General features: G+C 62.4%; 12 protein-coding genes. 4 read left to right on the plus strand and 8 right to left on the minus strand.

The window, feature by feature from the left end:
• Positions 1–5: 5 nt before the first annotated feature.
• Complete coding sequence (locus KDD17_RS13825) at positions 6–1,166, minus strand: acyl-CoA dehydrogenase family protein (RefSeq protein ID WP_212704190.1); 1,161 nt, start codon at positions 1,164–1,166, stop codon at positions 6–8.
• A 95-nt stretch (positions 1,167–1,261) separates the two neighbouring features.
• Between KDD17_RS13825 and KDD17_RS13830 the strand changes: the two genes are divergently transcribed.
• Entirely contained in the window at positions 1,262–2,164 is a 903-nt protein-coding gene (locus tag KDD17_RS13830) for a GlxA family transcriptional regulator (protein ID WP_212704191.1), read from the plus strand.
• A gap of 4 nt (positions 2,165–2,168) precedes the next feature.
• Here KDD17_RS13830 and KDD17_RS13835 read toward each other — a convergent pair whose 3' ends face one another.
• The 6 genes from KDD17_RS13835 to rfbC all read right to left on the minus strand — a co-directional run bounded on the left by KDD17_RS13835 (position 2,169) and on the right by rfbC (position 6,946).
• Positions 2,169–2,966, minus strand: coding sequence for an N-acyl homoserine lactonase family protein (locus KDD17_RS13835; protein ID WP_212704192.1), 798 nt, complete (start codon positions 2,964–2,966; stop codon positions 2,169–2,171).
• Complete coding sequence (locus tag KDD17_RS13840) at positions 2,963–3,253, minus strand: putative quinol monooxygenase (protein WP_212704193.1); 291 nt, start codon at positions 3,251–3,253, stop codon at positions 2,963–2,965. The genes KDD17_RS13835 and KDD17_RS13840 overlap by 4 nt, the downstream gene beginning before the upstream one ends.
• Before the next feature lie 31 nt (positions 3,254–3,284).
• Positions 3,285–4,172 (minus strand): glucose-1-phosphate thymidylyltransferase RfbA, encoded by an 888-nt coding sequence (rfbA, locus tag KDD17_RS13845; protein WP_212704194.1) that lies wholly within the window; start codon positions 4,170–4,172, stop codon positions 3,285–3,287.
• Positions 4,169–5,011: a dTDP-4-dehydrorhamnose reductase gene (gene rfbD / locus KDD17_RS13850; RefSeq protein ID WP_212704195.1), complete on the minus strand. Its 843-nt coding sequence runs from the start codon at positions 5,009–5,011 to the stop codon at positions 4,169–4,171. Before rfbD ends, rfbA begins: the two co-directional genes overlap by 4 nt.
• A gap of 319 nt (positions 5,012–5,330) precedes the next feature.
• Positions 5,331–6,377 carry a dTDP-glucose 4,6-dehydratase gene (gene rfbB / locus KDD17_RS13855; protein WP_212704196.1) on the minus strand — a complete coding sequence of 349 codons (1,047 nt, stop codon included), beginning with the start codon at positions 6,375–6,377 and terminating at the stop codon, positions 5,331–5,333.
• Entirely contained in the window at positions 6,374–6,946 is a 573-nt protein-coding gene (gene rfbC / locus KDD17_RS13860; protein WP_212704197.1) for a dTDP-4-dehydrorhamnose 3,5-epimerase, read from the minus strand. Before rfbC ends, rfbB begins: the two co-directional genes overlap by 4 nt.
• A gap of 167 nt (positions 6,947–7,113) precedes the next feature.
• Here rfbC and KDD17_RS13865 point away from each other — a divergent pair, with 167 nt between their 5' ends.
• Positions 7,114–8,115 carry a glycosyltransferase gene (locus KDD17_RS13865; protein ID WP_212704198.1) on the plus strand — a complete coding sequence of 334 codons (1,002 nt, stop codon included), beginning with the start codon at positions 7,114–7,116 and terminating at the stop codon, positions 8,113–8,115.
• A gap of 9 nt (positions 8,116–8,124) precedes the next feature.
• Here KDD17_RS13865 and KDD17_RS13870 read toward each other — a convergent pair whose 3' ends face one another.
• Positions 8,125–8,937, minus strand: coding sequence for an ABC transporter permease (locus tag KDD17_RS13870; protein WP_212704199.1), 813 nt, complete (start codon positions 8,935–8,937; stop codon positions 8,125–8,127).
• A gap of 216 nt (positions 8,938–9,153) precedes the next feature.
• Here KDD17_RS13870 and KDD17_RS13875 point away from each other — a divergent pair, with 216 nt between their 5' ends.
• Together KDD17_RS13875 and KDD17_RS13880 are read left to right on the plus strand one after the other, a co-directional pair.
• Positions 9,154–10,311 carry a KpsE/RkpR family capsule polysaccharide export protein gene (locus KDD17_RS13875; RefSeq protein WP_254796799.1) on the plus strand — a complete coding sequence of 386 codons (1,158 nt, stop codon included), beginning with the start codon at positions 9,154–9,156 and terminating at the stop codon, positions 10,309–10,311.
• A gap of 12 nt (positions 10,312–10,323) precedes the next feature.
• Positions 10,324–10,983: an ABC transporter ATP-binding protein gene (locus KDD17_RS13880; protein WP_212704201.1), complete on the plus strand. Its 660-nt coding sequence runs from the start codon at positions 10,324–10,326 to the stop codon at positions 10,981–10,983.
• The last annotated feature ends 11 nt before the right edge of the window (positions 10,984–10,994 follow it).

The raw sequence follows: 10,994 nt of genomic DNA on the forward strand, positions 1-10,994 counted from the left end.
GGGGGTTACGCGCCCAAGGGGCGCAACAGGTCGCGGCTGATGATGTGGCGCTGGATTTCACTGGTGCCATCCCAGATCCGTTCCACCCGCGCGTCACGCCAGAAACGCTCGATCGGGAAGTCATCCATCAGCCCCATCCCGCCAAAGATCTGTAGCGTGGTGTCGGTCACCTTGGCCAATGTCTCCGACGCATAGACCTTGGCCGAGGCGATCTCGCGGTTGGCGGGAAGCCCTTCATCCAGCCGCCATGCGGCGGCGAGGGTCAGCCAATCGGCGGCGTCGATCTCGGTAATCATGTCGGCGATCTGGAAACTCACCCCCTGAAACTTGCCGATCTGCTGGCCGAATTGCTTGCGCTCGGCGGCGTAGCTCAGGGCATAGTCGAAACAGCGCCGTGCGCGGCCCACGGAAAACGCGGCAACCGTCAGGCGCGTGGCGTAGAGCCATTCGTTCATCACGGCAAAACCGCCGTCGACCTCGCCCAGCACCTGCGCATCGGGCAGCCGGCAATTGTCGAAATCAAGGATGCAGTTCTTGTATCCGCGGTGGCTGACCGACCGATAGCCTTCGCGCACCTCGAACCCCGGCGTGCCGCGATCCACCAGAAATGTAGTGATCCGTTTCTTGGGCCCTTTCGGCGTTTCATCCACACCGGTGGCGATGAAGACGATAAAGAAATCCGCGTGCTCCGCGCCCGAGATGAAGTGTTTGGAGCCGTTGACCACCCAATCGCCTCCGTCGCGCGTGGCGGTGCATTTCATGCCGCGCACGTCCGATCCTGCGTCGGGTTCGGTCATGGCCAGCGCGTCCATCCGCTCTCCGCGCACGGCGGGCAGCAGATAGCGTTCGCGCTGCTCAGCGTTGCAGGCCATCAGGATATTCTGCGGGCGGCCAAAGAAATGCGTCAGCGCCATCGAGCCGCGCCCCAGCTCCCGCTCTACCAGCGTAAAATCCAGATGCGACAGGCCCGCGCCGCCCACCTCCTCGGGAAAGTTGCAAGCGTAGAAACCCAGATCGATACACTTTTGCTTTATCTGCTCGCCCAGCTCTGCAGGTACCTCACCGGACCGTTCCACCGTGTCCTCGTGCGGGTAGATCTCATTTTCGACAAAGCTGCGCACGGTGGAGACGATCATCTCCTGCTCTTCCGAAAGACCGAATTGCATCGCGGATCTCCTCACGTGGATGTTGACGTAGCGAAGCGCAAAGCCCATTCAGGTGTCGTGCAGAGTTTACGCCAAAACATGCAGGATTCGCCAAGATGTGCCAACGGCTGACAGTTCTGCTGTTCGACGGGTTTTCCAATCACTGCCTCGCCAACATGGTCGAGCCCTTGCGTGCGGCGAATACGCTGTCGGGGCGATGCCTGTATGACTGGCGCTTCTGCTCATTGGCGGGCGGGCCGGTGCGCAGTTCCGCCGGATTGCAGGTCGCGCCGGAGGGAGCCCTGCACGATCAACGGGCGGATATGCTGATCGTAATGCCCTCCTACGGATTTCTCGAACTCGACACCCGCGCCACGGCACACGCGCTCAATCGCGCCGCGCGGCGGCATCGGATGCTCGCCGGGCTCGACATGGGGAGTTGGCTTCTGGCCCGCGCGGGTCTGCTCGACGGACACCGCGCGACGGTTCATTGGGATGAGTTGTCGCGGTTCGAGGAAAGCTTTGCCCATGTGGACGCGGTGCGCGCACGCTTTGTCATCGACGGCACGCGGATCACCTGTTCGGGTGCGCTCGCGGCCTTTGACCTTGCGTCAGAGCTTATCCGGCGCGACCACGGCGCCCTGTTGGCCGAAGACGTCGCCGATCTGTTGATGAGCACGCCCCAGGCGCGGCCCGAACGGCCCGACGACAGCCCCGTCGCAAGGGCACTGCGGATCATGCAGGCCAATCTGGAAACCCCGCTTCCCATAGGCGAAATTGCCCGGCGGATCGGCTGTTCGCAGCGGCGGATCGAGGCGCGCGTGCGGGCCGAGTTGCAGACGACGCCGCAGGCGTTGTACCGGCGGCAACGGCTGGCCCTCGTGCGGCGGCTGGCGGAAGAGACCGATTATTCCATCGTCGAAATCGCGGGCCGCAGTGGCTACGAGAGCGCCAGCGCGATGACCCGTGCGTTTCGCGCTGAATTCGGCAGGACGCCCAGCGCCTTTCGCAAACGCTGAGCGTTCAGGCGGTCACATCGCGGGTGGGACCAACGTCAAGCCGATGAATATGCGGGGCAAGAACGCTGGGGAAATAATCGCGTACCAGCGGATCGTGACCGGGAACAATCAATTGGGGCGAGGACGCGAGACGCCGCAACGTGTCGAATCCATCGAGCATATTTTGAAGATCCACCACGATGGGGAAGGGTTTGCGGGCCAGGACGTTTTCGTAGAAATGCGATGCGTCGGAGGCCAGCACCAGCCAGCCCGCCTGCGTGCGCACCCGCACGCATTGCAGCCCACGGGTATGCCCGCCCACGCAATGCACCGTCACGCCATCGGCGATCTGTGCTTCGCCATCGTAGAACACGACGCTCCCGGCATAGAGCCGTCTGACCGCCTCGCAGATGTGGTCCGCCGTGTACGGCATGCGCAGAGGCTCATGGCACATGCACGGGCCGGTGGCATAGGCCATCTCGGCCGCTTGCAGGTGTAGCGTCGCATTGGGAAAGAGGTGCAGCCCACCCGCGTGGTCATAGTGCAGATGCGTGACGATTACATGCGCCACATCCCCCGGCGCGATCCCGAAGGGCGCCAGTGCCGCGACGGGATCAAGGCGAATGGGACGGCTACGCGCCGTACCCTCGGCCACGTCGTAACCGGTATCGACAAGAATGACCTCGTCGCCCCGTCGCAACAGCCACATGAAGTAATCCATCGGGTGCGGGGCATCGTGATTGTCCGCCGGTACAAAGCTGTCCGCGCGGATCCGGGCATTGCGGTCGGCGTATTTGATCGCAAAGACTTCCCAATCGCTCATGCGTTGACCCCGTCGAAGGTGCGCACGTCCTTGGCCACGATCCACGCGCCGCTCTTGGCGTCAAACGCACGGAAATGGGCGGTTTCCAGATGGGCGTCAAAGGCGGCGCGGTCCGTGTAGAGTTCGTAGAGAAACACCTCATCCGGGCGCGCGCTGTCGGTGCAGACGTCAAAGCGGTGGCATCCCGGCTCACACGCAAGCGAGAGCCGGGCGTTTTCGGTCATCGCAGGCAGAAACGTCGCCATCGTGCCCGGCTTGACCTCAAGGCTGACAACAACGGCAAACATGGGCAGTCCTTCCTCCGGGATGGTGCGGCGTCTACTTCAGCAGCCCGGCCAGATAGGCACCGTAGGTGTTTTTCGAGAACTTCTTGGCCAGCGCAGCCAGATCATCCCGGCTGATCCACCCTTTCGAGAAGGCGATTTCTTCGGGGCACCCTACCTGAAGCCCCTGACGGCTCGACAACGTGCGCACAAAGTTGCCCGCATCCAGAAGGCTGCCGTGGGTGCCGGTATCGAGCCAGGCGTAGCCGCGGCCCATCTGCTGCACCGTCAGGCTGCCGTCGTGCAGGTAGCTTTCCAGCAGCGTCGTGATCTCCAGCTCGCCCCGCGCCGACGGCTTGACCTGACGCGCGCGCGCAGGCGCTGTCCCGTCGAGGAAATAAAGCCCCGTGACCGCATAATTCGAGGGCGGCACTTCGGGCTTTTCGATGATCGAGCGCACGGTGCCATCCTCGGCAAAATCCACCACGCCATAGCGTTCGGGGTCGTGCACGCGATAGCCAAAGACGGTGCCGCCGGTCGCAAGTCTGTCGGCCTCGGCCAGTTGCTCGGGCAGGCCGTGACCGAAAAAGATGTTATCGCCCAGAACCATTGCGCTGGGAGCCCCGTCAAGGAACTCTTCGGCAAGGATATAGGCCTGTGCCAGCCCGTCGGGCGACGGCTGCGGGATATACGTCAGCTCAAGCCCCCACTGGCTGCCGTCGCCCAGCGTACGCTGGAACTGGTCCTGATCCTGCGGTGTGGTGATGACCGCGATCTCGCGAATCCCTGCAAGCATCAGAACCGACAGCGGGTAGTAAACCATCGGTTTATCGTAGATCGGCAGCAGCTGTTTCGAGACACCAATGGTGATCGGGTACAGTCGCGTGCCGGAGCCGCCGGCCAGAATAATGCCTTTGCGCGCCTTTGTGGGGGAGGATGTCATGCCAATATCTCACTTACAATTTGAGCCAGATCGGTTTCCCAATCGGGCGGGGTAATGCCGAATTCAGCTTCGAGAGTCGAACAATCGAGCCGGGAATTCAACGGCCGTTGGGCCGGTGTCGGGTACGCGCTGGTGGGAATTTCCGTCACAGCGACATCACGACCGGCGGCCGCGAAAGTCGCGCGGGCCAATCCCGCCCAGCTTGTCACCGGCGCGCCGGCGAAATGATAGGTGCCGCCCGTCTGCCCGTCGTGCAGCGCGCGGGCCATGACCATCAACGCATCCGCAATGGACCCCGCAGGCGTTGGCCCACCCATTTGATCCCTCACGACTTTGAGCGCATCGCTCGTCTCAGAAAGCCGCAGCATGGTTTTCACAAAGTTGGCGCTGTGGGGCGAGAACACCCAGGACGTGCGCAGAATGGCGTGCGTGCCACCCGCCGCGCGCACGGCGTCCTCTCCCGCGGCCTTGGTGCGGCCGTAGGCGCCCAGCGGCGCAATGGGATCGTCCACGCGCCACGGCGTCTCACCGCTGCCATCAAAGACATAGTCGGTCGAAACGTGCAAAAACGGCCGCCCTGCCGCAGCGCAGACACGCGCCATGGCGCCGGGCGCATCGGCGTTGACAATGTGCGCGAGGGCCTCGTCTTCCTCGGCTTTATCCACGGCGGTATAGGCGGCCGCATTGATGACCACATCGCTTGGGTGCGCCGCAATCGCCGCGGCGCAGGCAGCCGGATCGCTCAAATCGGCATCTTTGCGGGCAAGCGACGTGACGCCCGAATGACGCTTGAGCTCGGTTGCGACCTGCCCGGTGCTGCCGAAAATCAGAACCTTCATTGCGTCTGCCTTGTCCTTTGCGGCGTAGGGCGGCCGTCAGGGCCCGACGCAGGGTGCGAATTTGCGATCAACACGGGCTGACCTTCACCCTGCGGTATCAGGGCCGCAATCGCCGGGTCAAGCTGTCGGGCGCGCGGGCCGCCGTAATTTTTCCGCGACCCGGTAACAGCATCCGCCAGCCAGTAGCCCGGCGCATCGACATCGCAATCGCATAAATTCAAATCCAGATCTTGCGCCTGCCCCCCGAGAGCAAATCCCGAAAATTCAGGTACAGCTTTCCCGCTCCGCATCCGGACCGTCCAGACACCTGCGGGCAGGCTCATTTCTTGTCGACACCCAATCGCTGCCCCACCCCGTCGCGTGCCTGAAGCGCGCGCCACCAGTCCTCGTTGTCGAGATACCATTGCACGGTGCGGGCAAGCCCTTCCTCCACGGTGACGGATGGCTTCCAACCCAGTTCCGATATGATGCGGTTGGCGTCGATGGCATAGCGGGCATCGTGACCCGGCCGGTCGGTGACAAAGGTGATCAGATCCGCATAGCTTCCTTCGGCGCGCGGGCGCTTTTCGTCGAGGATCGCGCAGATCGTCTTGACCAGCTCGAGGTTGGTGCGCTCATTCTCTCCGCCGATATTGTAGGAGCGATTGAGCGCGCCCTTTTCCAGCACGCACAGCAAGGCATCGGCGTGATCCTCGACATAGAGCCAGTCGCGGATGTTGGAGCCGTCGCCGTAGATCGGCAGCGCCTTGTCGGCCAGCGCGTTCAGGATCACCACCGGGATCAGCTTTTCGGGGAAGTGATAGGGGCCGTAGTTATTGGAACAATTGGTCAGCACCACCGGCAGGCCGTATGTCTCGGCCCAGGCGCGCACCAGATGGTCACTTGCCGCCTTTGAGGCCGAATAGGGGCTGCGCGGATCATAGGGGGTCTCTTCGGTGAACATCCCCGTGGGACCAAGCGAGCCGAAAACCTCATCGGTCGAAATATGATGGAAACGGAAGCTGTCGGGCTTGCCCTGCGCGGTCCAGTAGGCGCGCGCGGCCTCAAGCAGCTGGTAGGTGCCGGTGATATTCGTCTCGATGAAATCACCCGGCCCGTCGATAGAGCGATCCACGTGGCTTTCAGCCGCGAGATGCATGATCGCATCGGGTTTGTGGGTGTCCAGCACCCGGTCCAGCGCGGCACGGTCGCGGATATCCGCCTGCTCGAACGCATACAGCGGGCTGTCCGCGACCTCGGCCACATTGTCCAGACAGGCGGCATAGGTCAGCGCATCAAGGTTCACGATCTCGTGACCGCGTGCAATCGCCAGACGCACCACCGCCGACCCGATAAAGCCTGCGCCGCCGGTGACCAGAATTTTCATGTTGGGGTTCCTTCGAAAATAAACGGTATCTCAATCTCGGACAGAAAAGGCGCCTTGCGGTCCTTGTCGGAAAGTACCGGATCAATGCCGTCCAACTGCCAGTCAATCCCGATGCCGGGATCGTCAAACCGCACTCCAGCGTCGCACTCCGGGGCATAGTAATCGGTGCATTTGTAAATGATCTCGGTATCCGGGGCACGGGTGGCAAAACCGTGCAGGAATCCTTCGGGGATCAGCAGTTGCTTGCCGTTATGGGCCGTCAGCTCGACACTGATCCACTGGCCGAACGTCGGGCTGCCGCGCCGGATGTCCACAGCCACGTCCAGAAGCGCTCCGCGCCCGCAGCGGATCAGCTTTGCCTGCGCAGAGGGCGGGCGCTGAAAATGAAGGCCGCGCACGGTGCCCACGGCGGCGGAGACCGAGTGATTATCCTGAACAAAATCAAAATCCAGCCCTGCGGCTTCCATGCGCGCGCGGTTCCAGCTTTCCGAGAAAAAGCCCCGGTCATCGCCGTGTCGCTGCGGCGTCAGGATGACGACACCCTGCAAGGCTGTGTGTTCGATCTGCATTCCCGCCGCACCCTGTAAAATCTTGCGTGCCCCTTCTTGCCAGAAAGTCGAGGAAATACAAGCCGTGCAGGGCCGACCACCGTGTCGGATTTGACTTGGCCCCGGAATTATGGGCACAGGGCAGAAACTGCCCACCCCAAGCAAAGGACACATCCGTGGCGCCTGACATGCCCTCCCCCCCATCGCGCGTCGTGGCCGTCGTGGTGACCTTCAACCGGCTGGACCAGTTGAAGGTCACGGTCGCGCGCCTGTTGGACGCAGCACGCACCGAAGGTTTGCAGCGTGTGGTCGTGATCGACAATGCCTCCACCGATGGCACGGCGGCCTGGCTGGACGCGCAAACCGCCGCGCAGGCGGCGGACGGCCCGCTGGTCGTACACCGGCGCGCGACAAACGGCGGAGGGGCTGCCGGCTTTGAGACCGGTATGCGCCTGAGCGCGGAGTGGTTTGACCCCGACTGGATGCTCGTGATGGATGATGACGCGCGCCCGGCGCCCGGCGCCATCACCGCGTTTCACGCAAGCGACCGGACGGGCGCGATGGCCTGGGCGGCGGCGGTCTATTTCCCCGCGGGCGGGATCTGCGACATGAATCGCCCGACGCTCAACCCGTTCTGGCACCGTGGCATGGTCACCCGCACGCTGCTGGGGATGCTGCGCGGGCGCGGGCGGGACGGGTTTCACCTTACCCAGCACGACTATGACGCGCGCGCCTACCGCGCGGTCGACAGCGGCTCTTTCGTGGGTCTGTTCGTGTCGCGCGCGGCGATTGAAACGGTGGGCTATCCAGACGGCTCGTTGTTTATCTACGGCGATGACGTCCTTTATTCACTGGCGATGCGGCAGGCAGGTGGCCAGATCCTTTTCGATCCCGCCATCCGGTTCGAGCATGATTTCACCACCATGACCGACGCGGATCAGCGGTTCAAACCGCTGTGGAAGACCTATTATCATTACCGCAACCTGCTGCTGGTCTACCGGCTGGCCTCGGGGCCTTGGTTTGCGTTGGTGCTGCCGCTGATGGTCGCAAAATGGACGCTCAAGGTGCGCTTTCACTCGGGCGAGCGCGGACAGTATCTGGCGCTTTTGGGCCGCGCGATCTGGCACGGGCTGATCCGGCGCACGCAGGTCGATCATGCGCAGGTGCTCGAATGGGCCGAGCCGAAATAGCGCCCTGCCCTACCGGTTCAGAATGATCCGGTGAAAGCGACCCAGAAGCACCACTCCGAAAAACAGGCACAGCCCCGAGACGACACAGACGTAGGGAATGCTGACGTAGCTGGCTTCATACGTGCTGTAGAACCCGCGCCGCATCAGCCCTGTCAGATGCAGCAACGGGTTCCACCATAGGATATCCTGAAGCGTTGTCGGCATATCCTCGTAGATGAAGAACGTCCCCGAAATAAAGAAAAGCGGGCGGTTGATGATGCTCCAAATCTGCATCCAGACATTGAAGAGGCCAAACAGCACACAATTGAGCGTACCGATCCCCAACCCAAGAAAGGCGGTCAGCATGACGGCCTCTGTGATCGCCCCCAGTTCCAATTGGGCGCGGGTGTCGGTAAAGATCAATAACCCCGTAAACAGCAGCGTCATCACCACGATATGCGTAAGCACCGCCAGCACGAAACGGGCGACAACCGCGTCCACCCATGTCACGGCCGGATAGAACAGCAGAGCGCGCGAAAAATTGATGCAGCGTCCGATGTCACCTGCGAGCTGCTGATACATCGCAAACAGCAAGAACGCGGTCGCAAAGAACAGAACAAAGCTGGTGCCCAGCGACGGCGTGCGGATCAGCAGTGACATGCCGAACCCCAGCACGATGATCCCGCCCAAAGGCTCCAGCACGGCCCATGCATAGCCCCCCGGTGAGCGGCCGTAGCGCGTGGCCATTTCGCGCAGGATCAACGCCGACACCGAACGGGCCGTGGCAAAACTGCGGTCGGAACCGTGGGCGATCTGTGTCTCCTGCGCGCGGGGAATGGACATTGCTAAAGTGTTCCGATGCTGGCAATTCCAGATGCAGTATGTAAAAGCTGCGGGTGAAGTTCAAATCATCCTTCTGGATAAAGAATGAATGACATAACCCCTAAAGCCAGTCCCGCACCGGAGCAAGTCGGCCAGCAGCAGGAAAAACCTGCCGCATCACAGGCCCCGGCGCAGCCCGCTGCGACCGGACCAGCCGCGGCGCCCAAAGCTGCGCCGATGCCGAAACCCGCGCGCCAGCGCCCGCCGGTCCGGGCAGCGCGGTTCCGGCGGCGTCATCTGGGGCTGGGCCTGTCGTTCGTGCTGATCGTGCTGGTGCCGCTGACGGTGGTCGTGTTCTACCTTCTGGCGGTGGCAAAAGATCAATACAGCTCGCTCACCGGGTTCACCGTGCGTCAGGAGGAAGGCGGCAGCGCCTCGTCACTCTTGGGCGGACTCGCCAGTCTTACCGGGGTTTCGGGGTCTTCTGACGGCGATATCCTGTATGAATTCATCCTCAGCCAGGCTCTGATTCAGCAGATTGATACCAATATCGGACTGCGCGACCACTACGGCGCCTATTGGTCCGAGGATCCGGTGTTCGCGCTCAGCCCCGACGCCAGTATCGAGGACCTTGAAAGCTATTGGAGCCGCATCGTGCGGGTGTCCTACGATCAAAGCTCCGGGTTGATCGAGATGCGCGTGCTCGCCTTTACCCCCGAAAAGGCGCAGGCCGTTGCACAGGAAGTGCTCCGCCTGAGCCAGGACATGATCAACGCGCTCAACGAACAGGCGCGCGATGATGCGATGCGCTACGCCCGCAGCGATCTCGAAGAAGCGGTGGCCCGGCTCAAGACCGCGCGCGAGGGGCTGACGACGTTCCGGTCGTCGAACCGCATCGTGGATCCTGAATCCGACATCCAGGGCCGCATGGGCGTGATGAACAACCTGCAACAGCAACTCGCCGAAGCGCTGATCGAACTGGACCTGCTGGGCACCACTATCAGCGAAAATGACCCGCGTTTGCGGCAAGCCCAGCGCCTGATCGAGGTGATCCGCGAGCGCATCGCCTCGGAACGCGAGCAATTGTCGAGCTCTGGCACGGAGCTGGGCGGCACGGGCGATGACTACCCCGCCCTTATCGCGGAATACGAAGGGCTGGTGGTTGATCGCGAATTCGCCGAGGAAAACTACCGCGCGGCACTGGCGGCGCTCGATCTCGCGCGCGCGAACGCGCAACGTCAAAGCCGCTATCTCGCCACCTTCATCCAGCCCACCCTGGCACAGACCAGCGAATACCCCCGTTCCGCGATGATCGCGGGCATGACGGCGCTTTTCCTGATGCTGTTCTGGTCGATCATGGCACTGGTCTATTACTCGATCCGTGACCGCAGCTAAGGCATCGGCGCGATGATCCGCTTTGAAAACCTCAGCAAGAGCTATTGGGTGCAGGGCACGCAAAAGGTGGTCATCGACCGGCTGAACACTGAATTGCCCACCGGCAAATCGCTCGCCCTTCTGGGGTTGAACGGGGCGGGGAAATCGACGCTGATGCAGCTGATCGCGGGCACCCTGCGCGCCGATAGCGGGCGCGTGGTCTCGGACGGGTCGATCTCATGGCCGGTGGGGTTTGGTGGATCGTTTCACCCCGATCTGACCGGCGCCCAGAACGTGCGGTTCATCGCGCGCATCTACGGGGTGGATACCGATGAGCTGGTCGCCTTTGTCGAGGATTTTGCCGAACTGGGCAAACATTTCAACATGCCCGTGCGCAGCTATTCATCGGGGATGAAATCGCGGCTGACCTTCGGGGCTTCCTTCGGTATCCGGTTTGACACCTATCTGGTTGATGAGGTCACCGCCGTCGGTGATGCCGCCTTCCGCCGCAAGAGCCAAGCGCTCTTCAAGGAACGGATGGAGACATCGAGCGCCATCCTCGTCACGCATGAAATGGGACAGGTGCGCAGTTTTTGCGATTCCGGCATTTTGCTGCACAGAGGCCATCTGACCTATTTCGAGGACGTTGAAGAGGCGATCGAGGCGCATATGGAGGTCGTCAACGACCGCTAGCGCCACCCGTT

Source organism: Sulfitobacter albidus (assembly GCF_018200035.1).
GTDB classification, from domain to species: domain Bacteria; phylum Pseudomonadota; class Alphaproteobacteria; order Rhodobacterales; family Rhodobacteraceae; genus Sulfitobacter; species Sulfitobacter albidus.

Bases quoted from the DNA above. Each gene is read 5' to 3' on its own strand.
- KDD17_RS13825 (WP_212704190.1), bottom strand. From the start codon at position 1,166: ATGCAATTCGGTCTTTCGGAAGAGCAGGAGATGATCGTCTCCACCGTG.
- KDD17_RS13830 (WP_212704191.1), top strand. From the start codon at position 1,262: ATGTGCCAACGGCTGACAGTTCTGCTGTTCGACGGGTTTTCCAATCAC.
- KDD17_RS13835 (WP_212704192.1), bottom strand. From the start codon at position 2,966: ATGAGCGATTGGGAAGTCTTTGCGATCAAATACGCCGACCGCAATGCC.
- KDD17_RS13840 (WP_212704193.1), bottom strand. From the start codon at position 3,253: ATGTTTGCCGTTGTTGTCAGCCTTGAGGTCAAGCCGGGCACGATGGCG.
- rfbA (WP_212704194.1), bottom strand. From the start codon at position 4,172: ATGACATCCTCCCCCACAAAGGCGCGCAAAGGCATTATTCTGGCCGGC.
- rfbD (WP_212704195.1), bottom strand. From the start codon at position 5,011: ATGAAGGTTCTGATTTTCGGCAGCACCGGGCAGGTCGCAACCGAGCTC.
- rfbB (WP_212704196.1), bottom strand. From the start codon at position 6,377: ATGAAAATTCTGGTCACCGGCGGCGCAGGCTTTATCGGGTCGGCGGTG.
- rfbC (WP_212704197.1), bottom strand. From the start codon at position 6,946: ATGCAGATCGAACACACAGCCTTGCAGGGTGTCGTCATCCTGACGCCG.
- KDD17_RS13865 (WP_212704198.1), top strand. From the start codon at position 7,114: ATGCCCTCCCCCCCATCGCGCGTCGTGGCCGTCGTGGTGACCTTCAAC.
- KDD17_RS13870 (WP_212704199.1), bottom strand. From the start codon at position 8,937: ATGTCCATTCCCCGCGCGCAGGAGACACAGATCGCCCACGGTTCCGAC.
- KDD17_RS13875 (WP_254796799.1), top strand. From the start codon at position 9,154: ATGCCGAAACCCGCGCGCCAGCGCCCGCCGGTCCGGGCAGCGCGGTTC.
- KDD17_RS13880 (WP_212704201.1), top strand. From the start codon at position 10,324: ATGATCCGCTTTGAAAACCTCAGCAAGAGCTATTGGGTGCAGGGCACG.